Origin of the sequence: Streptosporangium pseudovulgare, assembly GCF_014648055.1 — a bacterium.
GTDB classification, from domain to species: Bacteria; Actinomycetota; Actinomycetes; order Streptosporangiales; family Streptosporangiaceae; genus Streptosporangium; species Streptosporangium pseudovulgare.
The window spans coordinates 147,052-171,310 of sequence record NZ_BMQJ01000016.1; the positions used below are offsets into that span (position 1 = coordinate 147,052).

At 70.7% G+C, this 24,259-nt stretch carries 29 protein-coding genes; 15 read left to right on the top strand and 14 right to left on the bottom strand.

Features of this window, described 5'->3' with window-relative positions; translation table 11 throughout:
* Positions 1 to 6: 6 nt before the first annotated feature.
* From IEZ10_RS28520 to IEZ10_RS28530, 3 genes are read right to left on the bottom strand one after another with little or no spacing between them, the layout of a single operon-like run.
* Complete coding sequence (locus IEZ10_RS28520) at positions 7 to 1,347, bottom strand: Dyp-type peroxidase (RefSeq protein ID WP_189249609.1); 1,341 nt, start codon at positions 1,345 to 1,347, stop codon at positions 7 to 9.
* A gap of 22 nt (positions 1,348 to 1,369) precedes the next feature.
* Positions 1,370 to 2,389 (bottom strand): hypothetical protein, encoded by a 1,020-nt coding sequence (locus IEZ10_RS28525; protein WP_189249610.1) that lies wholly within the window; start codon positions 2,387 to 2,389, stop codon positions 1,370 to 1,372.
* Between the two features lie 26 nt (positions 2,390 to 2,415).
* Entirely contained in the window at positions 2,416 to 2,949 is a 534-nt protein-coding gene (locus tag IEZ10_RS28530; RefSeq protein WP_189249611.1) for a hypothetical protein, read from the bottom strand.
* 68 nt (positions 2,950 to 3,017) lie between these two features.
* Here IEZ10_RS28530 and IEZ10_RS28535 point away from each other — a divergent pair, with 68 nt between their 5' ends.
* From IEZ10_RS28535 to IEZ10_RS28545, 4 genes are all read left to right on the top strand, one after another.
* Positions 3,018 to 3,296 carry an ArsR/SmtB family transcription factor gene (locus tag IEZ10_RS28535; RefSeq protein ID WP_189249681.1) on the top strand — a complete coding sequence of 93 codons (279 nt, stop codon included), beginning with the start codon at positions 3,018 to 3,020 and terminating at the stop codon, positions 3,294 to 3,296.
* Complete coding sequence (locus IEZ10_RS39295) at positions 3,293 to 3,472, top strand: SRPBCC family protein (RefSeq protein ID WP_229811740.1); 180 nt, start codon at positions 3,293 to 3,295, stop codon at positions 3,470 to 3,472. Before IEZ10_RS28535 ends, IEZ10_RS39295 begins: the two co-directional genes overlap by 4 nt.
* A complete protein-coding gene (locus tag IEZ10_RS28540) occupies positions 3,408 to 3,746 on the top strand; it encodes an SRPBCC domain-containing protein (protein ID WP_229811741.1) in 339 nt (112 codons plus the stop codon). Before IEZ10_RS39295 ends, IEZ10_RS28540 begins: the two co-directional genes overlap by 65 nt.
* A gap of 770 nt (positions 3,747 to 4,516) precedes the next feature.
* Positions 4,517 to 5,035, top strand: coding sequence for a polyketide cyclase (locus IEZ10_RS28545; protein WP_189249612.1), 519 nt, complete (start codon positions 4,517 to 4,519; stop codon positions 5,033 to 5,035).
* A 403-nt stretch (positions 5,036 to 5,438) separates the two neighbouring features.
* Here IEZ10_RS28545 and IEZ10_RS28550 read toward each other — a convergent pair whose 3' ends face one another.
* The gene (locus IEZ10_RS28550; protein WP_308426318.1) at positions 5,439 to 5,798 is read right to left on the bottom strand and encodes a winged helix-turn-helix transcriptional regulator; all 360 of its coding nucleotides are present in this window, start codon (positions 5,796 to 5,798) and stop codon (positions 5,439 to 5,441) included.
* A gap of 103 nt (positions 5,799 to 5,901) precedes the next feature.
* Between IEZ10_RS28550 and IEZ10_RS28555 the strand changes: the two genes are divergently transcribed.
* The 3 genes from IEZ10_RS28555 to IEZ10_RS40090 all read left to right on the top strand — a co-directional run bounded on the left by IEZ10_RS28555 (position 5,902) and on the right by IEZ10_RS40090 (position 7,643).
* Positions 5,902 to 6,291, top strand: a complete 390-nt coding sequence (locus IEZ10_RS28555) for a hemerythrin domain-containing protein (RefSeq protein ID WP_189249614.1) — start codon at positions 5,902 to 5,904, stop codon at positions 6,289 to 6,291.
* Entirely contained in the window at positions 6,279 to 7,130 is an 852-nt protein-coding gene (locus IEZ10_RS28560) for an LLM class flavin-dependent oxidoreductase (protein ID WP_189249615.1), read from the top strand. Before IEZ10_RS28555 ends, IEZ10_RS28560 begins: the two co-directional genes overlap by 13 nt.
* 390 nt (positions 7,131 to 7,520) lie before the next feature.
* A complete protein-coding gene (locus IEZ10_RS40090; protein ID WP_268246383.1) occupies positions 7,521 to 7,643 on the top strand; it encodes a hypothetical protein in 123 nt (40 codons plus the stop codon).
* A gap of 269 nt (positions 7,644 to 7,912) precedes the next feature.
* Here the strand turns inward: IEZ10_RS40090 and IEZ10_RS28565 are convergent, their stop codons facing one another.
* On the bottom strand, positions 7,913 to 8,428 hold the full coding sequence (locus tag IEZ10_RS28565; protein WP_189249616.1) for an Lrp/AsnC family transcriptional regulator: 516 nt from the start codon (positions 8,426 to 8,428) through the stop codon (positions 7,913 to 7,915).
* A 100-nt stretch (positions 8,429 to 8,528) separates the two neighbouring features.
* On the opposite strand from IEZ10_RS28565, the gene IEZ10_RS28570 reads away from it, so the two are divergent.
* The 5 genes from IEZ10_RS28570 (at position 8,529) to IEZ10_RS28590 (ending at position 13,650) form a co-directional block, all read left to right on the top strand.
* On the top strand, positions 8,529 to 9,518 hold the full coding sequence (locus IEZ10_RS28570) for a threonine ammonia-lyase (protein WP_189249617.1): 990 nt from the start codon (positions 8,529 to 8,531) through the stop codon (positions 9,516 to 9,518).
* A 336-nt stretch (positions 9,519 to 9,854) separates the two neighbouring features.
* Positions 9,855 to 10,112 carry a hypothetical protein gene (locus tag IEZ10_RS28575; RefSeq protein WP_229811742.1) on the top strand — a complete coding sequence of 86 codons (258 nt, stop codon included), beginning with the start codon at positions 9,855 to 9,857 and terminating at the stop codon, positions 10,110 to 10,112.
* Between the two features lie 1,036 nt (positions 10,113 to 11,148).
* A complete protein-coding gene (locus tag IEZ10_RS40095) occupies positions 11,149 to 11,283 on the top strand; it encodes a hypothetical protein (protein ID WP_268246384.1) in 135 nt (44 codons plus the stop codon).
* A gap of 31 nt (positions 11,284 to 11,314) precedes the next feature.
* Positions 11,315 to 13,087, top strand: a complete 1,773-nt coding sequence (locus tag IEZ10_RS28585; protein ID WP_229811743.1) for a DEAD/DEAH box helicase — start codon at positions 11,315 to 11,317, stop codon at positions 13,085 to 13,087.
* 2 nt (positions 13,088 to 13,089) lie between these two features.
* Positions 13,090 to 13,650, top strand: a complete 561-nt coding sequence (locus tag IEZ10_RS28590; protein WP_189249618.1) for a hypothetical protein — start codon at positions 13,090 to 13,092, stop codon at positions 13,648 to 13,650.
* A gap of 22 nt (positions 13,651 to 13,672) precedes the next feature.
* Here IEZ10_RS28590 and rox read toward each other — a convergent pair whose 3' ends face one another.
* Positions 13,673 to 15,097, bottom strand: coding sequence for a rifampin monooxygenase (rox, locus tag IEZ10_RS28595; protein WP_229811752.1), 1,425 nt, complete (start codon positions 15,095 to 15,097; stop codon positions 13,673 to 13,675).
* 446 nt (positions 15,098 to 15,543) lie between these two features.
* On the opposite strand from rox, the gene IEZ10_RS28600 reads away from it, so the two are divergent.
* The 3 genes from IEZ10_RS28600 (at position 15,544) to IEZ10_RS28610 (ending at position 17,870) form a co-directional block, all read left to right on the top strand.
* Positions 15,544 to 16,467, top strand: coding sequence for an NADP-dependent oxidoreductase (locus tag IEZ10_RS28600; RefSeq protein ID WP_189249620.1), 924 nt, complete (start codon positions 15,544 to 15,546; stop codon positions 16,465 to 16,467).
* 230 nt (positions 16,468 to 16,697) lie between these two features.
* On the top strand, positions 16,698 to 17,162 hold the full coding sequence (locus IEZ10_RS28605) for a cupin domain-containing protein (protein ID WP_189249621.1): 465 nt from the start codon (positions 16,698 to 16,700) through the stop codon (positions 17,160 to 17,162).
* A 120-nt stretch (positions 17,163 to 17,282) separates the two neighbouring features.
* The gene (locus IEZ10_RS28610; RefSeq protein WP_189249622.1) at positions 17,283 to 17,870 is read left to right on the top strand and encodes an HD domain-containing protein; all 588 of its coding nucleotides are present in this window, start codon (positions 17,283 to 17,285) and stop codon (positions 17,868 to 17,870) included.
* A gap of 91 nt (positions 17,871 to 17,961) precedes the next feature.
* On the opposite strand, the gene IEZ10_RS28615 is transcribed toward IEZ10_RS28610, so the two are convergent.
* The 8 genes from IEZ10_RS28615 to IEZ10_RS28650 form a co-directional block, all read right to left on the bottom strand.
* Positions 17,962 to 18,519, bottom strand: a complete 558-nt coding sequence (locus IEZ10_RS28615) for a dihydrofolate reductase family protein (protein WP_189249623.1) — start codon at positions 18,517 to 18,519, stop codon at positions 17,962 to 17,964.
* 57 nt (positions 18,520 to 18,576) lie between these two features.
* Positions 18,577 to 19,554, bottom strand: a complete 978-nt coding sequence (locus IEZ10_RS28620) for a sigma-70 family RNA polymerase sigma factor (RefSeq protein WP_308426315.1) — start codon at positions 19,552 to 19,554, stop codon at positions 18,577 to 18,579.
* A 66-nt stretch (positions 19,555 to 19,620) separates the two neighbouring features.
* Complete coding sequence (locus tag IEZ10_RS28625; protein WP_189249625.1) at positions 19,621 to 20,367, bottom strand: class I SAM-dependent methyltransferase; 747 nt, start codon at positions 20,365 to 20,367, stop codon at positions 19,621 to 19,623.
* A 17-nt stretch (positions 20,368 to 20,384) separates the two neighbouring features.
* On the bottom strand, positions 20,385 to 20,693 hold the full coding sequence (locus IEZ10_RS39300; protein WP_229811745.1) for a hypothetical protein: 309 nt from the start codon (positions 20,691 to 20,693) through the stop codon (positions 20,385 to 20,387).
* A gap of 241 nt (positions 20,694 to 20,934) precedes the next feature.
* Positions 20,935 to 21,123 carry a hypothetical protein gene (locus IEZ10_RS28635; protein ID WP_189249626.1) on the bottom strand — a complete coding sequence of 63 codons (189 nt, stop codon included), beginning with the start codon at positions 21,121 to 21,123 and terminating at the stop codon, positions 20,935 to 20,937.
* 94 nt (positions 21,124 to 21,217) lie between these two features.
* Positions 21,218 to 21,706 carry a pyridoxamine 5'-phosphate oxidase family protein gene (locus IEZ10_RS28640; protein ID WP_189249627.1) on the bottom strand — a complete coding sequence of 163 codons (489 nt, stop codon included), beginning with the start codon at positions 21,704 to 21,706 and terminating at the stop codon, positions 21,218 to 21,220.
* An 85-nt stretch (positions 21,707 to 21,791) separates the two neighbouring features.
* Positions 21,792 to 23,000 (bottom strand): nucleotide disphospho-sugar-binding domain-containing protein, encoded by a 1,209-nt coding sequence (locus tag IEZ10_RS28645; RefSeq protein ID WP_189249628.1) that lies wholly within the window; start codon positions 22,998 to 23,000, stop codon positions 21,792 to 21,794.
* A 13-nt stretch (positions 23,001 to 23,013) separates the two neighbouring features.
* Positions 23,014 to 24,258 carry a cytochrome P450 gene (locus IEZ10_RS28650; protein WP_189249629.1) on the bottom strand — a complete coding sequence of 415 codons (1,245 nt, stop codon included), beginning with the start codon at positions 24,256 to 24,258 and terminating at the stop codon, positions 23,014 to 23,016.
* Between the last annotated feature and the right edge of the window lies 1 nt (position 24,259).

The window sequence follows — 24,259 nt, forward strand, 5'->3', positions numbered from 1 at the left end:
GCGTCATCACGCTCGGTCTGTGAGGTCGCCGAGCCAGCGCAGTGCGGTCAGGCTCGGCATGAAGCCGTATTCGCCGCCACGTGTGACGACGAACCGGGGCAGGCCGCACAGGCGCCGCCGGACGGGACGCCGGGGAATGGTGAAATCGCCGGAGCCGTCGGTGGAGCCGGTGAGGGGGTCCCTGGCCGGGCCCGCGCCGAAGAAGACGCCGTCGTTCAGCCATTCGGTCTGGACGAACTCGAACTGCCGCCCGAGGTGGGCGCCGATGAAGGCGAACATCAGCCCCCGGTCCGCGCCGTCGTCGTCCAGGACGCCGTCGGGCAGCGGCGGCCCGTAGACGGTGCCGCGTCTGATCATGCGGTGCAGCCTCGGGACTCCGGCCACTGCCGCGTCACGAGGGTTGGCCCGGCGGATGTGGCAGCCGCCGGGAGTGGTGAAGCCCGCCGGGTCGTTCTGCTGGTACAGGAAGGCGTTGCGGCGTGCGGCGTCGGCGCCGAGGTCCGGGTCGTCGTGGAGCGGGCACAGTGCCAGCGGCGCTCCGCTGCGCCAGCGGCCCATGATCTTCGCGGCCAGCAGTTCCTCGTCCTCCGGGCCGGTGGCGTTGTCCTTGAGGTAGCGCCGGAACAGCGCGACCCGCTGGTGAAGCTTGCGGAAGGCCACGTAGGTGCCGTTGCGTCCCAGCACGTCGGGTTGCGGTGCCTGGACGCCGCCGAGCTCGTCGGGGTAGCCGAGCACGAACTCGCCCGCCTTGAGCGGCGCCTCCAACGGGTTGGAACCGGCGATGCCGCTGCCCTGGATGGCGGGATGGCTGACGCCGTCGCGGTAGCCGAAGGGTTCGGTCTCGGTGGGCAGGGCGTGGCAGTCCTGCCGCCAGATCGCCGTCACGCCCGGCAGGGCCTCGTAGGCCGGGCGGGCGCTGTCGACGGCGGCCTGCAGCCGCGCGCTGTCGGGCGCGAGCGCCACCAGCAGCACGTGCGCGTCGGGCGTGCCGAGCGGCGGCTCCCAACGGGCCGGACCGCTGTCGCCGGCGTCGCCCAGCGCGGCGGCGCGCGCGGCCATGCCCTGCCTGAACTCCCACGCGAACGTGTCCAGCGACGCCTGCGGCACGCCGAGGGCCTTGAGGCCCTGGTAGGTGAGCGCGACGCTGACCCATGTGTCCCCCAAAGGGCTCATGGAGTCGGCGGCGGAGGTCACCGCCACGCTCAGGCGCCGCATCAGCTCCCGGCCCTGTGCGCGGTCGTCGACCCGGAACAGGATGTAGGTCGCCGCGTACGGGGTCGGCCGCGGGCTGAGGACTCCGCGTTGGATGTCGTCCAGTTCGAGCGTGGCCGGAGTGTGTTCGTTCACCGGGTTGCGCCTCCCTGTCGTGCTACCTGGCTCTGAGGAGGTTGTTCCAGAAGGCGCGCAGGCTGTCGTCGATGCCGAACAGCGAGCTGAAGATCGTGGAGTCGGCGAAGATCACATCCCCGGCCCGGTCGCCGCGCGGAGGCAGCCACAGGAACATGTTGAACTCGGTGTTCCCGGCCTCGACGAACGGGTGCGGCGGCCTGGTCAGGTCGATCGGCTGCCGGCCCAGCACCTGGACGGCTTCCGGGTCGTCGGTGGTGACGGCGTAGTGGGGGAGGTGCATGTGGAAGTTGAAGTGGGAGACCCCTTCCAGCCACCCCTTGGCGTCCAGATCCCTGGCGATGGACAGCGGGACGTTCTGCCCCTTTCCCATCACCGCGGGACGCAGCCCGTAACGGTTCTCCACCGGTAGCCCCAGGCCCGCCATCAGCGACCGGGTGTACCTGCCGAACCGCTGCTGCCGGGGCACCAGCGCGTCGCCGTGATGGTGGTACTCCACGTCGCGCATCGCCAGGTCGTCCGTCGCGCCGACGTCATGATGCGGCCCCAGGGCCAGGCAGGTCCCTTCGCGGGTGAGGAACGCGCGCACCGCCTCGATCTCCGCGGCCGTGGCCTCCTGCCCCGTGATCATGTGGTCCAGCCCCCACACGAACAGGGTGTCGGTGTCGGCCAGCACCCGCTCGTCCAGCGGGGTGTGGAACCCGGCCTGGTCGACGCGCTGGTACACCGGCACCGGATACCCGGTGGCCTCCCGGACGAACTGCTGGAAGGGCAGCCAGCCCCAGAAGAACAGTTCCAGGCCGCCCGCGATGCCCTGCTGGAAGCGCAGGGGATCCGACCATTGCGGGTCCTCGTAGGCCGGCCACTGTACGCGGCGCACCTCGGTCATCGTGGAGAACCGGTTGTCCAGCTCGGCTGTGTTCCTGCCTGCTTCGGCCGGGTAGCTCCACGCGACGTAGATGCTCATCCGCCGCCGGCCGGGGGCGTACGGGCGCGGCACGTGGTTCTGGTTGTAGGTGCGCGCCGTTGCGAACTCACTCATCTGATCTCCTGCGCTGTCCGAGGGCGTCACTGCAGTTGGTCGAGCATCTCCGACAGGGCGCCCTTGATCCGTAGAGCCTTCTTGATCTCGTCGGCGGTGACGTACGGGTACTCGCCGTACTCGATGAAGCTCGGGCAGTGATGCGCGCGGACGAACCTGACGAACGCCTCCGGGTTGGTCTTCCAGTCCTCGGGGAAACCTTCGAGGTTCTCGAAGACGGTGTTCACTCCCGCTCTGGTGAACAGCGCGATGGCGTCTTCGGTGTACTTGTCGAAGTCGGTGTCGAAGATCCCCTGGTACATGAAGCGGGTGTCGTCGTCGAACAGCACCCAGCGCAGGTAGTGCAGTTTCAGGGGGGCCAGCAGGCCGGGGTCGTCCTCCAGCGCCTCGGCGAGCGTGGTGCCGTAGCCCCGGATCGCATCGGCCCGGCCGGGCTTGACCCTGGCGATGATGGTGAATCCGTAACACGCGGGGCTGCGTGGGAAGACGGGCCCGTACTTTCCCTGCTCCAGGTGGTCGGTCTCCTTCGGGATGACGACCGCCTGCGGCCTGATCTCCATGGCCGTCCTCTCCCGTCGACGTGCTCATGGGAGGAAGGGTGAAGCGACCCGACTGGCCCTATCATCCCATGGTGCGGCGCCGAGTCCCAATCTCACACGCGAACGCGGCACCCGTCTTCCGCTGCGCCCATCCCGCGGTGTCGCAGCATCTGAAGGTGCTGAAGGACGCCGGGCTCGTGGACGAGACCGCTGTGGGGACCCGCCGGATCTACCGGCTGAATCCGGTGAGCGTGGCGGCGCTGCGCGATCAGCTCGACTTGTTCTGGGACCGGGCGCTGTCCGGTTTCCAGGACGCGGCCGAGCGGGACCATCCGGCCGCTCCAGGCCAGCACGAGGAGCAGCAATGACACAGACGGCCGTGAACCGGAGCGTCGTGATCGACGCACCGGTCGAGCACGCCTTCAAGGTCTTCAGCGAGCGGTTCGGCGACTTCAAGCCGCGCGAGCACAACCTGCTCGGTGCGCCCATCGCCGAGACTGTCTTCGAGGCGAGGGTCGGCGGGCAGCGCCGAGGACGGCAGTGAGTGCCGGTGGGCGCGGGTCCTGGCCTACGAGCCGCCCTCCCGCGTGGTGTTCTCCTGGGACATCGGCGTCCAGTGGCAGATCGAGGCCGACACCGCGAACGCCAGCGAGGTCGAGGTCCGCTTCATCGAAGCGTCGCCCGCCCGGACCCGGGTGGAGCTGGAGCACCGGCACATCGACCGGCATGGGCCCGGCTGGGAGTCCCTCGCCGAGGGCGTCGGCAACGATCAGGGCTGGCCGCTCTACCTGGACCGGTACGCCGCGCTCTTCGACTGAGCGCACGTCCGCGGCCCTCGTGGAGGTGGCCGGTGAGGGTGTAGTCGTCGCCGAGCTGCGCGGCCAGGCCGTCGGCGTCGTAGCGGGCGACGTCCAGGCCCGAGCACTGGGCGGGTCCGTCGGGGGCGAAGGTGGAAAGGATGACGATGCCGCCGGGGGCGAGAGCCTGACCCAGGACGTGGCGGTAGGCCTCGCGGCCGGCGGGGTCCTCTACACCGCCATGCCGGTGCCCCAGCGGGAGGATCGCCGCCTGCTCCTCCTGCCGGCCCTGTCGGCGGTCGGCTACCTACCTCTGGCGCTGACCCCCGCCCTTCGCGGGATGGCTCCTTTGGTCCTGGCCGCCGGGCCGGCCTCCGCGTTCGCCCTCGTCGCCCGGCTGGCGCCGGAGGGAACGCTCACCGAGGCCCACGCCTGGGTGATCACCGCCCTCGGCGCGGGAAACGCCGGAGGCTCGGCACTCGCCGGAACCCTGGCCGACCCCGCGTCTCCCGCCGCCGCGTTCGTCTCCGCTGCCCTCAGCGCCACGATCGCGGTGTGCATCTCTCCCACGGCCACACCCGGTGCACGTGCCGTCGGGCCCGCATTGAGCGCTGCTACCGTGGGCCCCCGCTCGCCTCAGCATGACCAGCTGGTGGGGAGTTGTCGGGCCGTGCAGGGATACGTTGCGCAACAACCGCGGGAAACGGCGCGATCCGTGCCTCCTGCCCGACGGGCGCATGGAGCTTCGACAGCGGACAGCGGGCAGCGGAACGTTGATGGGGGATGGATGCATGATCGGTGACCGGTGGGGCGTCAACGAGGACGAGACCGTGCGCTCCTACCCGTGCGACGATTTCGTCGCCTCGCCCGCACTGCGGGCCTGGCGGGGCGTGACTGTCGCGGCGCCCGCCGAAGCGGTGTGGCCATGGGTGGCACAAGTGCGGCTTGCGCCGTACGCCTACGACTGGATCGACAACCTCGGCCGTCGCTCACCACGCGAACTGGTCGGCCTTCCCGCACCTCGGGTCGGAGAAAGATTCACCTGCGCCGGCGGGCGCAAGCTGGGCCGAATCGTCTCGGTCGACCTGGGAAAGCAGATGACGGGCACCATCATGGGTGCCTTCATGTCCTACGTCCTCGTGCCGCAGGCCGATGACACGACACGCCTGCTGCTCAAGGTCGTCATGCAAACCAGCCGGTGGGTGGCCTTCGGGCTGTCCGTTGGCGATCTGATCATGGCCCGACGGCAGTTGCTGAACCTGAAGTCGCTCGCGGAGCGGCACCGGCATTCGAGCCTCGGCGCGGGTTGAGCAGCTTGCGGCGAAAGACCTGCCGGCCGCTGACAGAAGCCAGACCAAGGTATCCAGCGCACCACCGTCCCAACGGTCAAGCCGCCAAGAACCGATACGGCTTCTCGTCATCACCGAACGCCGGACCAGCCCAGAGTAAGAAGATCGCACAGGACGTCCAGCCACGCGATCCATCACAGCGGCCAACGCACTCATCTTCACCGACCCAGGCCTGAGCACCGGACGCCGAAGTGGGTGGGCAGCGAGTGCCGCCACCGGCTGCCGCATGACAACACCGTCCGGTCCGGCCCGGCCGTACGGCGGGCCCGGGGTGGTGGGGGGCGGTGCCGATGCCGCCCCGCTGTCGCCGGCCGTGCTCCGCTCCGCACGTGATCACGCCCTGGCATGTCACGATGCCCGGTCGTCACCCCGTCGGGACGCCGGCGTCGTAGCTGTCGCGTGCCCGGCCGATCTCCTCCAGGTGTTCGTGCGTCCAGTCGAGCAGGGCGGAGACGATCTCGCGCAGTGTCTCGCCGAGCGGGGTGAGGTCGTAGTCCACGTGCGGCGGGATGACCGGATGCACAGTCCTGCGGACCAGCCCGTCGCGTTCGAGTCCGCGCAGGGTGACGGTGAGCATGCGCTGGCTGATGCCGGGGATGGCGCGCAGCAGCTCGGTGAAGCGCATGGTGCCCGTGCTCAGCTGGTAGAGCACGACGACCGACCACTTGTCGCCCACCCGGTCGAGGATCTCGCGGGCCCGGCAGTTGGCCTCGGTCTCGGTCATGAACTGCACGGTTCTCTCCATGTCACTAACACAGGAAAAAGTGCGATCTGTCGACAGTAGTCGGCGGTGTGGTTAGTTACCAGAAATAACTGTAGGAGATGCCATGTCGAGAGATCATGCGCTGGTGCGTGAGCTGATCGCCGTGCACGACGGGCTGAGACGCGAGCTGAAGGAACTCAGGGGCGCGGAACGGGTGACCCACGACCTGCGCGTCCGCTGCATGTACTACTGCCACCACGTCGAGACGCACCACACCGTGGAGAGCCTCTACCTGTTCACTGCGCTGCGCGAACGGTTCCCCACGTCCGGAGAGGTGATCGACCGGCTGGAGGAGGAGCACGCGAAGGTCGCGGAGATCCTTCGGGCGATCGAGCGGGCGGCGGACTTCCGCGAGGAACTGGACCGGCTGGCCGACGAGTTGCTCGCGCACCTCGACTGGGAGGAGGAGCAGCTCACGCCGCTGCTCGCACAACTGGACAGGTGGCCGTCGTGATCGGGCTCTACGTCGACCCCGCCGACCACGAGACGGCGTTCGCCGCGGCCCGGCTGGCCGACGAGGCGGGCTTCGGCTTCGCCGCCATGCAGGACCACCCGTACATGCCCGGCCACCTGGAGATCTGGACGTTGCTGACCGCCGTCGCGGCCCGCACGACCAGGCTCAAAGTACTGACGAACGTGGCCAACCTGGCGCTCAGGCCGCCGGCCATGCTCGCCAAGGCGGCGGCCACCCTCGACGTCATCAGCGGCGGGCGGGTGCTGCTCGGAGTCGGAGCCGGCAGCCCGGCGGGCGACGCCCCCTCGTACGGCGCGGCCGCACCGGGACTCGGAGCGTTCGAGGAGGCCCTGCAGGTGCTCAGACTCATGCGGGAGCCGGGACCCGTCAACTTCGCGGGCCGTCACCACCGGCTGGAGGAGGCGATGCCCGGCCCGGTCCGTGAGGTGCCGATCTGGGTCGGCGCCCACGGGCCGCGCGCGCTCGCGCTCGCCGGCAGGTACGGCGACGGCTGGCAGGCCCCCGCGAACATCTACGTGCCCCCCTCGAAGGTCGCCGAGCGGCAGCGGCTCATCGACGCGGCGGCGATGGCGGCGCGAAGGGATCCACGCGAGATCCACCGCAGCTACAACGTGGTCGGGACGATCACGGCCGGCGGGCGGGGCTCGGAGGAGGAGACGCGGCCCCTGCAGGGGCCGCCGGGGTTCTGGGTGGACATGATCGGCCGCTACACCACGGAGCTGGGGTTCGACTCGGTGGTGTTCGCGCCCTTCGGTGCGGACGTGCTGAGCCAGGCCGAGCTCTTCGCGGAGAGGGTGCTGCCCGGCCTTCCCCGGTGAGGGCGCGGCCCGCGCGGCCGGGGGCCGGCGCGTCCTCGGTGATCCACTGGATCCCATGTGGGAAGAGGAAGGCGGTCGGGTGGTAGGCCTGGGCGGGTGCGAGTACTCCCGGCTTGGCGGGGTCGGCGATGAGACGGCGGGCGCTTTCGACGGCGATCACCGCGGTCGTGCCGTGGGTGTCGGGGCCCTGGACGATGCCGCGGTCGCGGCGGCCGCCGGTACCGGTGGCGTCGAGCACGTAGGTGAAGTGCTGGGGGCGGTGAACGATCCGCCCTCACCCTGGTCATCTATCGGGCGGGGGAGGGGGCCGATGATGTTGGCTCCTGTTCCATATTTGCCATCGCCGCCTCATCAAATGAGTCGTCGTCTAAGCACTACACCGACCACCCGGTGCACGGCAGCCCGCCGCAGACCACCGCGCAGGCCGCGATCGAGCGGGACATCCTGCGCGCCGCGGGGGAGGTGGACCTGACGGGCATGCGCATCCTGGAGATCGGCACTGGCACCGGCTAGATGCGGAGCAGATGTCAGTGTCACGAAGGTCCTGTGACGGCACTCCACGTTTCGGCGCCCGGTTGCCGGGGGCGGGGGCGGATGGTCCTGGGAACGCCGACACGTCGCCTCACCCGGGGACGACCCGGTGCTCGATGCCGGCTCCGCGACGGCCGGGAGGATTCATGGCCGCCGCGCAGGAGACCGGGCCGCTCCGGTGTGGCCCGCCCGGCCGGCGTTGGCGACGGTGACGTCCGCCGCCGATCCGGTCTTCACCCGGGCCTCCCCGCTCATGACCGCCCGTCCTGTGATCGAGAAGGCTGGGACGCGGGAAGCGGGAGGGCCAGGCCGGTTTTGACGGTGTCGAACACGAGCAGGGTCTCGTAGCGCCTGATGTTGTCGTCCGCCTTGAACAGGCGGTTGCCGAGGCGGCTGCATTCGCGCATGCTCCGCGCGGCCAGGACGACCACGTAGTCCCACGGTCCCGCGACCTGGTAGCACTGCTGGACCTGCGGGGTGGAGCGCATCCGTTCGGCGAAGGCACGGTGGTGTTCGAACGATTCCTGGTCGAGGGTCACCAGGACCGCGGCCAGGACGGTGGGGCCGAAGCGGTGTGGGTCGAGGACGGCGACCTGCCTGGTGATGAGGCCGTCCTTGCGGTAGCGGGCGATCCGCCGCTGGACGGCGCTCGGTGAGAGCCCGACCCATTCGCCGAGGTCGTGCAGGGTGCGTCCGGCGTCGCGCTGGAGGAGGTCCAGGAGCTGCACGTCGATCTCGTCCAGGCGGGGTGGCGGCGGTTCGGGCACGCAAGATTATTGCGTTCCGGCGCGGAAACTCTCAATCGCCTCGATCGGGTGCTCGATTAGCGTCGGCCGGGTCGGGAAGCCCCGAGGAAAGGCGACGCGCATGGATCTGGACGTGGCGCGGATCGAGAAGGCCATGCAGGTGATCGATCCGGTGTTCCTCAACACTCCGCAGTACATCGATGAGCAACTGTGCCGGGCGCTGGGCGGCCGCACGGTGACGGTGAAGCTGGAGACGGCCAATCCGGTGCGCAGCTTCAAGGGCCGGGGCGCCGATCTGATGCTGAGCACGCTCGCCCCCGGCACACCGGTGGTGTGCGCGAGCTCGGGCAACTTCGGGCAGGCCGTCGCCTACGCGGGACGGGCCCGCGGGATGACGGTCGAGGTGTTCGTGCCCGAGACGGTCAATCCCGCCAAGCGGGAGCGGATGGAGACCTTCGGCGCCCGGGTCGTCATGGCCGGGACGGACGGCACGTCGGCGCGGAAGGCCGCGGCCGCCCACGCCGAGCGTCATCCTGACCGCGTCTATCTGCAGGACGGTCTCCAGGCGGCGATCGCCGAGGGCGCCGGGACGATCGGGGTCGAGCTGACCCGCGGCGCGCCAGGCGGCGCGGGCGGTCCAGGCTTCGACGCCGTCGTGCTCCCGGTCGGCGACGGCGCGCTGATCAACGGCGTGGCGCGCTGGATGAAGGAGCACGCACCCGGCACCCGGATCGTGGGAGTCAATGCCGAAGGTGCCCCATCGATGCTGGAAAGCCTGCGCGTCGGCCGTGCGGTCACCATCGAACACGCTCGCACCTTCGCCGACGGCATCGCGGTGCGCACCCCGCTGGAGGCCTCGGTGCGACGGGCCCGCGCGCTGGTGGACGAGATCGTCCTGGTGACGGACGAGGCCATCGCCGCCGCCATGGAACTGGCGGCGCGCACGCTCGGGATCGTCCTGGAACCGGCGGGGGCGGCGGGCCTGGCGGCGATCGCCGAGGGCGCGGTCCCCGGCGATCGGCCGGCGACGGTGCTGACCGGCGCCAACCCACGTCCCGAACAGGCCGGCGAACTCGCGGCCCGGCTCGCACGGCCCGTCCCGGACATGTGAACCTCAGCCCGATGGCCGCCTGAAGCAGCCGCGCCGAGGCCGTCCCGTCGGTCGAACACGGGACGGTGACCGGTTCGAAAGGACGGTCACGTGCGGCCGTCCCGCACTCCCGTGCCGATGACCTGGTGGCTCGCGTGACCGATGAGCGCGTCGTCGTGCGCGCCGGGAAGACCCGCGGCGGGACGCGCCTCAGTGGGACGCCTCCGGTGAGACCGGTCTGCGTCGGCGCTGGGCTGGGCCGGCATGGCGCCCTGCCTGGCAGGGCTCCTGGCGGTCGCGTTGTCGTGGAGACGGCCGCGGCCGGTGTGACGCCGGCTCCGGCGGACTCCGCAGGCGATGGGCGCGGGCGGCAGCGCTCCCGACACCGACCCGAGCGACGGCATCGCCTCCGGCGACGCGGACCGCTACGTCCGCGGCCTCTTCCAGGAGGTCGCTCGCGCCCTGGGCGACGAGACCCGCACCCTGCAGCAGCTCGCGGCCGACCACGAGACCCCGAAGGGAAACAACGAGCGCATCCGCACCACCTGGTTCACGCCGGCCAACTCCGAAGCCCTCACCCAGGCCCTCGATGACCTCCTCGCCGACCTCAGGTAAAGGGCCGCGCCCGAAAGACCCGCTGCCGCCATCGCACGCAAGCGCGGGCCCAACGGAAGTCTCCATGTGGATACCCTCGCGCGGCGCCGCAGTCGCCCGCTTCCCGGAACGACCAAGCAGGGTGACCGGCATTACCCATACCACCGCAGAACCGGGCCGCGCGTCCGATCTCGGGTCGCGCACGACAACGCGCGTGGGGAGACCAGGACGGGCGGAACGCGGTTTTGCGCGGATACCGCCTGCCATGGCTGACGTCATCCTGCGGTGGCGCCCGGATCCCGCCGAGGACTGACCGCAACACCCTGCAGGGCCGATGGCGGAGCGAGAGCGACAGCTATGTCTCGGGCATTCTCCGGTGCGCCCATTGAGATTATCCCACCCATTTCGGAAACGGCCACCTCGCACAGAAGTCGCTGAGATGGCCTCACTGGACCTCCGTTCTCCATGTCCGGGCGACAACCCAAGATCCCTTGACGATCCGCCAGGATTATTAACTTCCCGGCATTTCATCCCCCGCCTCTCCGCGCATGCTCCGGCGACTTCCGTTCCACCGACCCGGGTGAATTCCAATCCCGCCATTCAAAAATACGCCGGTAAGAACGTTCGGCCCGCTGAACCGGCAGGCCGAAAGGGCCGCCCGCACGGGGTGGCCGTCTGGGTGCCCCGCCGCTCCCGGCGCCCCCGGGACGGGCTCCAGGAGCGGCCGCACGGCGGTGGCACCTCACCATCGTGCTCCGTTGCCGGTGCGGCGCGGGACGTGGGGCGGGACAGAGGCGGAACACGGGGTGGGGCACAGAGTTCGCGCGAGGTCGAACAACAGGATCAGAGATTGACAGGGCGCTTGGCGGCATGCCCACGGAAGCGCACCGAACCGCCGGTCCGCTCACATCTTCAAGAATTGACAGAACACGTGGCGGCATGCCCTCGGGAGCGCCGAAGAATCGCCGACCGTTACCGGCCGCCCAGGAATTGACACATGCCCGATGGTTGCCTAAGGTCCGCTTGCCAGCTTTTCAGACCGCGTCCGAAGGCATTAATGACTACATCCACGTTGCCGAAGTCCCGGCAGCAGTTGATCCTTACCGTTCTCATGGTGTGTTCGCTGCTGATCCGGCTGGACGACACCGTCCTGAGTACCGCCCGCGAGGGCGACGCCGTGGGAGCCCGCTGACGCCATGGGAACCAGGCAGAAACTCCCCGAGATGCGGTCGGACAGTCAGGCCACGTACCTGCCCGACCGGCACATGTTCGCCCTGTGGACCTGGGCCGACGGCGCCGTGGGGGCGGCCCCGCCGGTCGGTGACGTCGAGACCGTCTCCCTGGTCGTTCCGACGCCGGACCTCGGCGGGCTCAAGGTGTCCGACGTCGACTGCGTGCTGATCGAGCCGGACCGGCTCGTGGACGCGCCCCTCGACTCACCCGGCCGGTCGGTGGACGCCTGGCGGTCGTGGATCGCGGGCGGCGAGCCGGCTCTGCCGATCGCCGCGCACGCGGTCCCCGACGCCACGGGTGTCGTCGTCACGACGGCGGAACACGCGAGCGGCGTCTTCCGCCGCACCACCTCGGTGGGGGCCGAGATGCGTACGGCGCTCACCGCCAAGCTGCGCCCGTATCAGGTGCGCGGGGTGAGCTGGCTGCGCGAGACCATCGACACGCACGGCGGCGCGGTGCTGGCCGACGAGATGGGACTCGGCAAGACCCTGCAGACCATCGGCTGTGTCGCCGGACGCGCCGAGAAGGGGCCGCAACTGGTGGTCTGTCCCACGTCGTTGGTGGGGAACTGGGCGCACGAGATCGCACGGTTCGCACCCGGCCTGCGGACCACGATCTGGCGCGGCGGGCCGCTGCCCGCGGTGGGCAGCGGCACGGTGGTGCTCACCGGCTACCCCACGCTGCGCACGCACGGCCCGGCCCTGGCGGGGATCCAGTGGAGCACCGCGGTCTTCGACGAGGCGCAGGCCCTGAAGAACCCCCGTACGCAGGTGTCGAAGGCCGCGCGCACCATCGCGGCCGACGCGCGGATCGCCCTGACCGGGACGCCCGTCGAGAATCACCTCGACGAGCTGTGGGCCCTGCTCAATCTGGTCGCACCGCACCTGTTCGGGAACCGGACGCAGTTCCGCCGTCGTTTCGTGCGGCAGATCGCGGACGGCTCCTCGGCCGCTTCCGCCCGGCTGCGCGGGGCCATCGAGCCGGTCGTGCTGATGCGGAAGAAGTCGCAGGTCGCGGGGTCGCTCCCGCCCAAGATCCACGCCGATCTCATATGCGACCTCACCGAGGAGCAGGAGAGGCTGTACGACCGGCTGCTGGAGCAGGTCATCGACGACGGCTTCGGCAGTGGCGCCCAGCGGCAGACCAGGGTGCTCGCCGCCCTGACCTCGCTCAAGCAGGTCTGCAACCATCCGGGCCTGATCACGGACGATCTCGGTGAGCTGTCGGGCAGGTCGGGAAAGCTCGACCTGTGCACCGACATCGTGGCCAACAACCTGGAGAACGACTCTCCGACCCTCGTCTTCACCCAGTACCGGCGGACCGGTGAGCTGCTGGTCCGGCACTTCGCCGAACAGTTCGGGGTGAGTACGCCGTTCTTCCACGGCGGCCTGAACCAGGGGCAACGGGCCGACATCGTCCGCCGGTTCCAGTCCGACGACGGTCCGAAGGTGCTCGTCCTCAGCCTGAAGGCCGGGGGCACCGGGCTCACGCTCACGCGCGCGGCCGACGTCATCCACTTCGACCGGTGGTGGAACCCGGCCGTGGAGGCCCAGGCGTCCGACCGGGTCCACCGGATCGGTCAGACCCGCACGGTCACCGTCACCACCCTGACCACCGGAACCACCGTTGAGGAGCACATCGCGGCCATGCACGACCGCAAGTCCGCGCTGTCGGACATCACCGACATGTCCAGCGTCGCCGAGCTGACCCGCCTGGACGACGACCGTCTCATCGAGGTCCTGCGCCGGAAGCGAGTCAACTGACCATGGCCGACCGCGACTACGGTTACACGAAGTGGGGCAAGGACTGGGTCCGGTTCGCCGAGTCGTTGCGCCAGACCCGTCCCGATCCCCAGCTGCCGAGCGCGCGGCGCATGGCGCGCGACGGGAAGGTGCAGATCACGTTCGACGGCCGGACCGTGCGCGCCGTCGTGCACCGGGGTCGCGGCACCTCGGTGGTCACGATCGAGGTCGCGCCGATGTCCGCGGGGGTGACGGCCGAGATCTCCCGTCGGCTGAGCGGCATTCAGCCCCTGCTCACCGACGATCTGTACTGCGCGATCGCCGACGCGGGCCATCCGCCCGCGCCGGTCCTCGACAGCGTCGACTGCTCCTGCCCGGCCGGCGCCCCGCGGTGCGCCCATGAGCTGGCCGTCTACTACGACATGGCGCGGCGCATCGACGACGATCCCCGCATCGCTCTCGACGTGCAGGGCTTCTTCCGCGCTTCGGCGGGCGGCGGCCAAGCGCCCGCCGAAGCGACGGCGCAACGCTGGATCGCGCTCAACTCCCTTGACCCGGCCGCCTACTTCACCGCGGCCGAGTGACACGACCCCGGTGTCGGCGAAATCAGCCGGCGGGCTCGCCGAACCAGCGGGAGAGATGGTCGTCCAGGTCCTGCTGATCGTCGCCGGCCCAGGCGACGTGGCCGTCGGGGCGTAGCAGGACGCACGGAACATCCAGTGCCGCAGTGTGATCCGCGAGGTGATCGACCCGGTCTGACCAGCCGCCGACGGTCAGGCGTTCGGTGCGGTCCAGCAGCAGGCCGCGGCCGCGATGCAGCAGACCGTAGAGGCGGCCCTGTTTCACGTCGATGTCGCGCAGGCGGCGGCCGAGCAGGTCGGGGCCTTCGCCGAAGTCGTAGCGGATGCCGATAGCGGTGATCTTCTCGATCAGACGGCGGTTCACCTCGTCGAAGTCCATCAGTTCGGTGAGCAGCCTGCGTACGGCCCGCGGGCCCGGTTCGGCGGACAGCAGCTCCATCTGGGCGCGGGTGTTGTCCAGCACCTCCTCGGCGACCGGACGGCGTTCGGCCTGGTAGGTGTCCAGCAGCGTTTCCGGCGCCCAGCCGCGGATCCGCGCGGCCAGTTTCCAGCCGAGGTTGAACGCGTCCTGAACGCCCAGGTTGAGGCCCTGCCCGCCGGTGGGCGGGTGGATGTGTGCCGCATCGCCGGCCAGCAGCACCCGCCCGACCCGATAACGTTCGGCCAGCCGGGTGGCATCCCCGAAGCGGGACAACCAGCGCGGGGAGTGCACGCCGAAATCGGTTCCGGCGATGGTGCGCAGCTGTTGCTTGAAATCCTCGAGAGTGGGCGGTTCCGCGCGGTCGCCGACTCCCGCGGCGGGGACGACGACGCTGTAGACCCCTCCGCCGAAGGGCCGGAGCCAGAACCGGTGAGGGGCCTCGCGGATTCCGGCCACCTTGGCGGCGATCTCCTCCTGCGGCAGGCCCACTTCCATCTCGCCCATCAGCGTCTCGGTCCGCGAGGGCTCGCCGGGGAAGCCGACACCGAGCAGTTTGCGCACCGTACTGCGCCCGCCGTCACAGCCGACGAGATAGCGCGAACGCAGCCGTTCCCCGTCGGCCAGCTCGACGGTCACACCCTCGTCGTCCTGCTCGAAACCGGTCACCGCGCGACCGTGCCGGACCTGCGCACCCAGTTCGACCGCATGTTCTTCGAGCAGGCGCTCGATGACCGGCTGCGGAACGCCCAGCATGTAGGCGTGCGCGGAATCCAGGCCCTCGGGCGCGGGTTTAGGGATGGCGGCGAAGAAACCGCCGGCCGGACGCCGTCTCCCATGCCGGAGAACGCGCTCCAGCAGCCCGCGCATCGCCATCAGCTCAAGACTGCGAATATGCAGACCGACTATGCGGACGAACGACTTGGGCTCGGTCTCCTTCTCCAGGACGAGTACCCGCACGTCGTGCAGCCGCAGTTCGGCGGCCAGCATCGCACCGGTCGGCCCGCACCCGGCAATGATCACGTCGAACATGGGCGCGCGATCGGCGCCGGAGGCCGGTGGCCGGAGATCGGGGACGTCGCCCACGGTGAGGTCGCGCTCGACCGTATCGTTCGACGACGGATCGGCGGTGAACTGAGAGTGCACAGGTGTTGCCTTTCGGGAGTGCCTTGTGGGGAGGCGCTCCCGGCGACACCTACGTCAGTCGCCCGGCCGTGACGGGAAGGGGAGCACCCACATCGATACAGCGTTCATGGGTCTCACCTCCTCGGGCGGTGTCACGGTCAACTGCAAGCTACAAGCCCGGACATCATCCCGTCCAGCTCTTTCCCGGCCACATGATCACGACTCCGAAGGGGCCCGTGCGGCAGCACTTTTGAAAACGGATCGGCGCGTTGCATCGTGTCAGGACACGTCCGGGAGGAGAACGCCTTTACGTTCGTCCTGTTCGACATCTCCGCCGTGAGCGAGGACCCGTCATGCGAGCCATCACCGTTCGAGAGCGCGCCGCCGGTCTGGCCGGGCTTTCCCTGACGGAAGAGCCGTACCCGCACGCCGCCGAGAACGACGTCGTCGTCCGGGTGCATGCCGCGGGGTTCACCCCCGGAGAACTCGACTGGCCGGGGACGTGGTCCGATCGCGCCGGCCGTGACCGGACGCCCAGCGTGCCCGGGCACGAGGTGTCGGGTGTCGTCGCCGAGCTGGGATACGGAACGACCGGCCTGACCGTCGGCCAGCGGGTGTTCGGGCTGACCGACTGGACCCGCAACGGCTCGCTGGCCGAGTACGTGGCGGTGGAAGCCCGCGACCTCGCGCCGTTGCCGGCCGATGTCGGCCACACCGTGGCCGCCGCACTGCCGATCTCGGGACTGACCGCGTGGCAGGGACTGTTCGACCACGGCCGCCTGGCCGCCGGCCAGACCGTCCTGATCCACGGCGTCGCGGGCGGTGTCGGTTCCATCGCGGCGCAGCTCGCACGCGAGGCGGGAGCCCGGGTGATCGGCACCGGCAGGGCCGGCGACAGGGACACGGCACTCGGCCTCGGCGTGGGCGCCTTCCTGGACCTGCAGACCGATCCCCTTGAAGACGCCGGTCAGGTCGACGTGGTGTTCGACGTGATCGGCGGTGACGTCCTGGACCGCTCGGCCGCGCTGGTGCGCGCCGGCGGCACGCTCGTCACCATCGCCTCACCGCCCACGGTCCGGCCCCGTGACGGGCGGGCGATGTTCTTCGTCGTCGAGCCCGATCGCGCCCGGCTCGCGGACCTGGCACGACGGGTCCGGGACGGACGGCTCCACCCGATCGTCGGGGCCGTATGGACGCTCGCCGAGGCGCCCTCCGCGTTCGCACCCGCCCGGCGCACCCCCGGCAAGACGATCATCCGGGTCACGGAGGGCGAATAACCGGCAGGGCCGGCCCAGGTGCCGGCGGCGTTGTACCGGCTCGGCCGCATTTGAGCAGACCATCACCAAGACTTGAATTCGCCCGCGGTTGACCTCCGAGATGACTGGACAGCGTAGTCATCACTCCTCCTGACCGGGACCCGAACCACTTCCGCTGCGTGGGGACGGAACCCGGGACGCATCGCGATCACCCGATGCACCTGAAAGGTCCGAGCAGGATGGGAGCGGTCATGATCCGAGTACGGTTCGCCGGTGGCCTTCTGGCCGCCGGAACGGTGGTCGCGTCCGTGGCGTGCGCGCCCACCGCGGAGCGCGCGACCGGTCAGGCGCCGGTGGCCGCCATGGTCACGCAGCCACCGTCCGAGACGCTGTCGCCTCTCCTAGAACAGGCGCTTCCCGATGTCAAGGGCAAGACGTTCACCGCGGCGATCGTGAACTTCCCGCCCGCCGCACGCGCGGCACCGCATCGCCACGGCAGGGCTTTCGTCTACGCCTACGTACTGGAGGGCATCGTGCGCAGCCGGCTCGGTGGCGAGCCGGTGCGTACGTATCACCCGGGCGAGAACTGGGTCGAGCGGCCGGGCGCCCACCATCTGCTCACCGAGAACACCAGCCGGACACGACCGGCGAAGCTGCTGGTCGTCTTCATCTCCGACACGGGGGACAAGCTCAAGGTCGACGATCCGCCAAGGTAGGGCCATCGGCCGGGCGCGACGGCGCGGGCCCGGTCAGCGCGAACCCCGCATCGGGTACCACCCCGGCATGCGACCGAGGCCGGACATCGAGACTTGGCGACCGGCTGAGAAACTGGACCCGTGTTTCCGGAGACTCCCGCCGCCGCGGCGCTGTCGGTGGTCACCCGTTTCTGCTCGCCCGCGCTGTTCAACCACTGCGTCCGCTCCTACCTGTGGGGAGCGATGTACGGCACAGCGCACGGGATCGCCTTCGATGACGAGCTCTACCACGTTTCGGCGCTGCTTCACGACATCGGGCTGACGGAGGCCTTCGACAGCCACAGGCTGCCGTTCGAGGAGGCGGGAGGGCAGCTGGCCTGGGTCTTCGGCGTGGCGGCCGGCTGGCCGGCGGAGCGGGCCGCCAGGGTCACCGAGATCATCATTCTGCACATGCGCGACGACGTGTCCCCGGCCGTCGACCCCGAGGCCCACCTGCTGCAGGTCGCCACAAGCTGGGAGGTGGCCGGACGGCGGCCGGAGGAGTTCCCGCCGGACGCCAGGGCGGAGGTGCTCGCCCGCTATCCCCGGCTGGGATTCGGCGCGGAGTTCCTGGCGTGCTTCGAGGACCAGGCGAGGCGCAAGCCGGACAGCGCCGCCGCCGCGTCGGTCAGGAGCGACGTCGCGGGGCGGATCGCCGCCAACCCTCTCGAAGGCCGCCCATCCGCCTGACCTCCACGGTCACTTCGGTGGACCTCGCGATGGCGCCGATCGAACGCCGCGGGGTCGGCTGACGTCTCGTACCGGGCCGGGAAACGAGCGGTCATCGTGCCTCCCGCCCGTACCGGGCCAGGACGGCGGCGCCGACCGGTGCGGCCGACGAGCATTCCAGGTAGGCGGGTGGTCCACCGGCGGGGAAAAGCCGATCGCCGGTGCCGAGGATGGTGGGGAAGGTCAGCAGCCGGTATTCGTCGATCAGGTCCTCGGCCATCAGTGCATGGACGACGCTCAGGCTTCCGGTGATGATCACATCCCGCTGCTCGCGCTTGACGGCGTCGATGAGATCGCCGTCGATGACCTGGGAGTTGGCCCAGGCTGCGGTGTCGATCAGCGTGCGGGAGGCGACCAGTTTCGGCACGGCGTTCATCCGCGCGGAGAACGGGTCGTCACGTCCGGGCCAGAGCCGTGAGAACAGCTGCCAGGTGCGGCGTCCCAGCAGCATGACGCCGTCGTCGAGGACGCCGCCGAGCCGGAACTTGTCCCCGGCGACCGTTTCTGGCCCGTGCCGGAACGCCCAGCCCCCGGTCGGCGTGCCGGCGGAACCGTCCGGGTCGGACACGATTCCGTCCAGGGTGATGAACTCGATGACGATGACGCTCACGATGGGTGTCCCTTTCGTTGGATGCTCACCCGTACGTACCGGCGGCATCAGCCGGACTCATCGCGACCCGTCGAACGTGTTGAGAACAATCTCCTGGGACAGGCCGAACGCCTCGAACACGCCGGGATCGGCGAACACGACATTGCGCGCGATCCGGCCGCCGGTGACCGTGAAGACCTGGAGCGTGTGCAGGCGATGCCCGCCACCGGGCTCGGGGGCGTACGCGGCCAGCGCGGGCTGGCCGTTGGCGGTGAGGCGCCTGAGGCCCCAGCCGGTCCCGCGCATGTCGAACACGCGACGCATGAACAGGCCGTAGTCGTGGCCGCCCCGGTACCACAGCGGCACGGGCGGCATCTCCAGGACGGCGTCGTCGGTGAGGAGCCGCACGAGTGCGGGAACGTCGGCCGCCTCGAACGCCCGCATGTAATGCTCGATCACCTGGCGTACCTTCGGGTCGTCCGGCTCGCTGACCTCGCCGGCGTCCGTGGCCTCGCCCGCTTCGGCGAGGGCGGCGCGGGCCCGCTGCAGGGCGCTGTTGACGGCCGGGACCGTGGTGCCGAGCTGGACCGCCACCTCGGCGGCGCTGAACTCCAGTACCTCGCGCAGCACGAGCACGGCCCGCTGCCGCGGCGGCAGCGTCTGCATCGCCGCCACCAGCGCGAGCCGCATGTCGGCCCGCACCCCCACCTCGAACCGGGCGTCGGGAAACGGCTGAAGCCAGGGAATGTCGAAGGCCGGTGCGAGCGGCGCCTCGGGATCATCGCTGGGCGCGCCCAGCCCGGACGGCAACGGCCGCCGTGCGCGGCCCTCCAGCGCGGTCAGGCAGACGTTGGTCGCGATCCGATACAGCCAGGTCCGCAGCGACGCGCGGGTGGCGTCGTACCGGTCTCGGGCCTTCCACGCCCGCAGCATCGTCTCCTGCACATGGTCCTCAGCCTCGTGGAATGAACCCACCATCCGATAGCAGTACGCCACCAACTCGGCCCGATACGGCTCGAAATCCACCGCCCCATCATGGCGCACGCGACATCCCACATGACGCTCACGGCGAGCCGCGCGGGGACAGACGGCGTGCCGCCCGGCCCCGCGCGGATCTGACGATCAGCGCTTCATCAGGGCGAAGACTCCCCAGCCGAGATACTCACGCATGTAGCGCGCGTAGCGTGCGGGCTCGGTGCTGAGCTCGGCCCGTACCTCGGGCGCCAGTTCGTCGTCCGGGTTCCGGTCGAGCCAGCGGCGGAGGTTGAGCCACTGTGCCGCGCAGTACCGGTCCCAACTGTCCTGGTCGGCCAGCATCATTTCCACGACGTCGTACCCGAGGTCCCCGAACTGCTCGATCAGCTCGGGCAGCGGCCGGAAGTCGGCAGGGCCGGTGGCGTGACAGGCCTCCGCGGTCTCCTGGTCCGGCGGAGTCCGACGCCAGTAGGGCTCGCCGATCAGCATCAGACCTCCGGGGCGGAGGCTGCGGCTGAGCAGCTCGGCCGTTCCGGCGACGCCGTTCCCGATCCAGGTGGCGCCGATGCAGGCGGCGAGATCGACCGGTTCGTCCGCGACATGACCGGAGGCGTCGCCATGGACGAACTCAACCCGGTCGGCGACGCCGAGCTCGATGGCACGTGCCTGGGCCTGCTCGGTGAAAACCGTGCTGATGTCCACGCCCGTACCCGTGAAGCCCAGGTCACGTGCCCAGGTGCACAGCATCTCGCCCGAGCCGCTGGCCAGGTCGAGCACTCGTGCCCCGGGGGCCAGGTGAAGTGCCTGGCCCAGGACGGCGAGCTTGTCGGCGGTCAGCGGGTTGTGGATGCGGTGGCTGCTCTCGCGGATGGTGAAGATGCGGGGAAGATCCATGACCGGATTCCTTTCCGTCATGCCTTGCGGTGGGAAGAGCGGTTGATGGCGCGTCGCAGGCGCGCGATGTCCTTCTTGGGACGTTCCTGCTCGGCGCGCAGCCGCGCGTCGGTGCGGGAGGCGGCATAGGCGTTCTCACCCAGCAGGCGGTTGCCGAGGGTGGCCTTGCCCGCGCTCGGCCCACACGACCCGGCCGGGAACCGGCCCGTCGGCACGGAAGGGGGCGAAGGACGGTCGCGTTCCTCGTCCCAGCCGTAGTCGGCCGGATTCAGGACGCGCGCAGGAGAGAAGAAGGCAGGTCGCTGAGAAGCGGGTTGATGAAACAATGCGGAGACCCTTGGGAAGGGGCCCCTCCGGACGGCACGTGCGACCAAGAACTCCCGCTAGGGGAGAGGAAGGCAGGTGCGGGTCAGGACGAGGCCCGGGAAGTGAGGATGATCCGGGCACTGCACACGGCAGCGGTCTCCACGACAGTCATCAACCCACCTCCTTCGATCTCCGCAGCAGACCCGGTCGTCACTGCGCCGCCAGAGTACCAGCCTCTGCCGTCGCCGGGCCATCCGTCCTTCACCGGCCCCTGATGCCGATGACAGCGCGCGCCGCGACGGTCGATTCCGGCGCGGCGCGCACTTGGCCGACGCGGACCCGCGTGACGCGAAACTGATCGACTTCCACGTCTTCACGGCGCTCGCCGAGTTCATCCGCGAACTCATCGTGGAAGGCACTCCGCCGACACCGGTCCTGTAAGCCCGACATCGCAGAGCGTCATCAAAGCTCATGATCACGCGGACTTGCCCGGACAGTGCTCCTGACCAGACGCACTTGCTCACGGAATCGCGGATCCCGCACGTCAGCCGAGCCAGTCGCCGCCGGACATGACGGTCCTGCCGGGGATCTCCGGCAGGCCGCGCCAGGCGGAGATCCGCTCGGGGCGCAGGCACAGCGCGATCACACCGGGGACCCGGTCGGGATTGAGCGGCAGCCGGTCGAACAGCGCGCGGACCCGGCCGGGCAGCTCGGCGGGTTCGCGCAGGCTCACCGGCCCATCGACGAGCACCACGTCGCGGGCGGTGCCCAGGGCCGCGCGGGCGCGGACGGTCCGCCGCAGGTTGGCCACCGTACGGCTGCCGCGCCTGGTCATCATGACCAGGTCGGTGCCGTCCCAGGCGAAGGCCAGCGGGATCATGTGCGGGCCGTCGGGCCCGGCGGTGGCCAGCCACAGGTGCCGCTCGCCGGTGAACATCTCCTCGATGTCGGCCCGTCGCCGGGCGGCCGGGCGGGGCGGCGGCCCGGCGGGCGGGCCGGTTCTGGGAACGGCGGGCGCGGGGACCGGGGACATGGCGGCTCCTTCGGAGTTCGCGGGCGGGTGAGGACGGGCGGCGCCGTACCTCAGGCGGGCTGAGGAGAACGTTCGGCCAGGCGGCTCAGACGGGCTGGGGGGAACGTTCGGCCAGGCGGTTCAGCACCGGCACCAGGTCGGCGGGGCGGGGTTGGGCGTTCATCTCCGCGCGCAGCCGGGCGACCGCCCGCCGCCGTTCGGCGGAGCCCAGCAGGTCCGCGACCGCCGCGCGCAGCGCCCCGGCGTCGGCCTCCTCGGGGGCCAGGACCGTCCCCGCCCCGGTGGCGGCCAGCCGGGCGGCGCCGAAGACCTGGTCGGGAAGCTGCGGCAGGACGAGCTGTGGCACCCCGTGGTGGACGCCGGTCAGCGTGCTGCCGAACCCGCCCTGGTGGATCAGCGCCGAGCAGGTGGGCAGCAGCTGGTGCAGCGCGACACCGGTGACGGCGCGGACACCGTCCGGCACCGGGCCGAGCCGTTCCAGGTCGTCCCGGCCGACCGCCACCACGATCTCCGCGTCCGCGCCGGCCAGCGCGGCCACCACCCTGGGCGGCAGGAAGCTCTTCGCGCCGCCGACGCTGGTGGTGGTCGCCCCCCAGGTCAGTGCGATCCGCGGCCGGTCCGGCGGCTCCCACAGCCACCGCGGCAGCACCGCCCGGCCGTTGTAGGGGACGTAGCCGACCGTGGCGCGCTCGACCTCGGCGGGGATCTGCATGCTGGGCGGGCACGGGTCGACGGTCAGGTCGCCCAGCACCGCGCAGCCGTCCAGGCCGAGCCGCGCGGCCGTGGGGGCCAGCACCTCCGGCACGATGTCACGGGCCTGGTAGGTCATGTCCACGCCGTGGATGTGGCGGACGGCGGGGACGCCCAGCAGCGCGGCGACCAGGGGGCCCGCGTAGCTGGTGGGCTCGAACACCACCAGGTCGGGACGCCAGTGCCGGGCGAAGCGCAGCGTGTCGTCCACCATGAGGTCGGCGCGGGCGGCGAACGCGCCGAACACCCGCGCGACCTTCTCCCGCTGGCCGGGCCGCCAGTGCCCGGCGGCCTCCGCGCCCGGCGGCGGCGCGGCCGGGACGCGGTCGTGGCTCAGACCGCGCATGTGCCGGGCGCGAAGCTCGGCGTGGTCGACGTCCGGACCGGCGGCGACGAACGCGGCGCCGGAGCCGGTGACGACGCCGGCCATGGAGTCCTGGCTGGCGACGCACACCTCGTGGCCCGCGGCGCGCAGCGCCTGCACCAGCGGGACCAGCGGAAGGTAGTGCGAGGACCAGGCCCAGCAGGTCACCAGCACGCGCATGGCCGTACCCTCCTCACCAGGTGACCGGGATCTCGGTGAACGCCTCCAGCAGCGACCCCTCGTGGCGGCGCAGCCGCTCGGGCGGTACGGCCAGCCGCAGCCCGGGGAAGCGGCGCAGCAGGGCCTCGGTGGCGATCTGCAGTTCGGCGCGGGCCAGCGCGGCGCCGACGCAGAAGTGCGGGCCGACGCTGAAGGTCAGGTGCCGGCCCGCGTCGCGGGTGATGTCGAAGACCTCCGGCCGGTCGAAGACCGTCTCGTCCTGGTTGGCGGAGTCGGCGGCCGGGATCACGCTGGCCCCCTTGGGGATGGTGTAGCCGTCCATCTCGATGTCGTCGACGGCGTAGCGCAGCATCGACACCGACGAGCCGGCCAGCTTCCAGCGCAGGGTCTCCTCGACCGCGTCCGGGATGCGGCCGTAGTCCTCGCGCAGCAGCGCGAGCTGGCCGGGGTGGGCCAGCAGCAGCGCGACGCCGCCGCCGAGCTGGGTGGCGGTGGTCTCGTAGCCGACCAGAAGCAGCAGCCGGCACCACCACTGCAGCTCGTACTCGGCCAGCCGGCCGTCCTCCCGGTCGCGGACCCTGATCATGTCGCTGACCAGGTCGTCGCCGGGGGAGCGGCGTTTGGCGGCGATCAGTTCGGCGATGTAGCGGTTCATGTCCGCCATCGCGGCCCTGATCCGCTCGGGCGGGAACCGGCTGACCGACAGGAAGTGGTCGGTCCAGGAGCGGAACAGCGCGGTGTCGTCCTCGGGCACGCCGAGCAGGCGGCAGATCACCCGGATCGGCAGCGGGAAGGCCAGGGTCTCGTTCAGATCGGCCGGGCCGCCGCGCTTCTCCATGGCGGTCAGCAGCTCGTCGACGACCTCGTGGATGTGGGGCCGCAGCGACTCCACCCGGGTGGGGGTGAAGGCGCGCATCACCAGGCGGCGCACCCGGGTGTGCTCCGGAGGGTCGGGGTCGATCTTCGGGTCCTGGAACATCCGGTTGTTCCTGGCGATCCGCGCGGCGCCGGGCCGGTTCAGGTTGCGGCTGAGCCGCTCGTCGGTGAGCAGCCGGCGCACGTCGGCGTGCCGGGTCACCAGCAGCGCGCGGTCACCGCTGGGCAGCGTGACGGGCACGACGGGGCGCTCGCGCAGGTCGGTCAGCTCGCGCGGCACCTCCAGGGCGGACGGGCGGGGGAACGGGTAGCGGCGGGGCTCTCCGTCCGCGGGGAGCGTCCCACCGGGCAGGGAGCGGGGGCTCTCCGCCGAAGGCGGCATC

Excerpts from the sequence above, each read along its gene's own strand:
- IEZ10_RS39295 (WP_229811740.1), top strand. The coding sequence starts at position 3,293 with ATGACACAGACGGCCGTGAACCGGAGCGTCGTGATCGACGCACCGGTC.
- IEZ10_RS28530 (WP_189249611.1), bottom strand. The coding sequence starts at position 2,949 with ATGGAGATCAGGCCGCAGGCGGTCGTCATCCCGAAGGAGACCGACCAC.
- IEZ10_RS28575 (WP_229811742.1), top strand. The coding sequence starts at position 9,855 with ATGGGCGCGGGCGGCAGCGCTCCCGACACCGACCCGAGCGACGGCATC.
- IEZ10_RS28640 (WP_189249627.1), bottom strand. The coding sequence starts at position 21,706 with ATGTCCCCGGTCCCCGCGCCCGCCGTTCCCAGAACCGGCCCGCCCGCC.
- IEZ10_RS28590 (WP_189249618.1), top strand. The coding sequence starts at position 13,090 with ATGGCCGACCGCGACTACGGTTACACGAAGTGGGGCAAGGACTGGGTC.
- IEZ10_RS28635 (WP_189249626.1), bottom strand. The coding sequence starts at position 21,123 with ATGTCGGGCTTACAGGACCGGTGTCGGCGGAGTGCCTTCCACGATGAG.
- IEZ10_RS28550 (WP_308426318.1), bottom strand. The coding sequence starts at position 5,798 with ATGACCGAGACCGAGGCCAACTGCCGGGCCCGCGAGATCCTCGACCGG.
- IEZ10_RS28545 (WP_189249612.1), top strand. The coding sequence starts at position 4,517 with ATGATCGGTGACCGGTGGGGCGTCAACGAGGACGAGACCGTGCGCTCC.
- IEZ10_RS28645 (WP_189249628.1), bottom strand. The coding sequence starts at position 23,000 with ATGCGCGTGCTGGTGACCTGCTGGGCCTGGTCCTCGCACTACCTTCCG.
- IEZ10_RS28570 (WP_189249617.1), top strand. The coding sequence starts at position 8,529 with ATGGATCTGGACGTGGCGCGGATCGAGAAGGCCATGCAGGTGATCGAT.
- IEZ10_RS28555 (WP_189249614.1), top strand. The coding sequence starts at position 5,902 with ATGTCGAGAGATCATGCGCTGGTGCGTGAGCTGATCGCCGTGCACGAC.
- IEZ10_RS28535 (WP_189249681.1), top strand. The coding sequence starts at position 3,018 with ATGGTGCGGCGCCGAGTCCCAATCTCACACGCGAACGCGGCACCCGTC.
- IEZ10_RS40095 (WP_268246384.1), top strand. The coding sequence starts at position 11,149 with ATGACTACATCCACGTTGCCGAAGTCCCGGCAGCAGTTGATCCTTACC.
- rox (WP_229811752.1), bottom strand. The coding sequence starts at position 15,097 with ATGTTCGACGTGATCATTGCCGGGTGCGGGCCGACCGGTGCGATGCTG.
- IEZ10_RS28625 (WP_189249625.1), bottom strand. The coding sequence starts at position 20,367 with ATGGATCTTCCCCGCATCTTCACCATCCGCGAGAGCAGCCACCGCATC.
- IEZ10_RS28600 (WP_189249620.1), top strand. The coding sequence starts at position 15,544 with ATGCGAGCCATCACCGTTCGAGAGCGCGCCGCCGGTCTGGCCGGGCTT.
- IEZ10_RS28525 (WP_189249610.1), bottom strand. The coding sequence starts at position 2,389 with ATGAGTGAGTTCGCAACGGCGCGCACCTACAACCAGAACCACGTGCCG.
- IEZ10_RS28605 (WP_189249621.1), top strand. The coding sequence starts at position 16,698 with ATGATCCGAGTACGGTTCGCCGGTGGCCTTCTGGCCGCCGGAACGGTG.
- IEZ10_RS28585 (WP_229811743.1), top strand. The coding sequence starts at position 11,315 with ATGCGGTCGGACAGTCAGGCCACGTACCTGCCCGACCGGCACATGTTC.
- IEZ10_RS28650 (WP_189249629.1), bottom strand. The coding sequence starts at position 24,258 with ATGCCGCCTTCGGCGGAGAGCCCCCGCTCCCTGCCCGGTGGGACGCTC.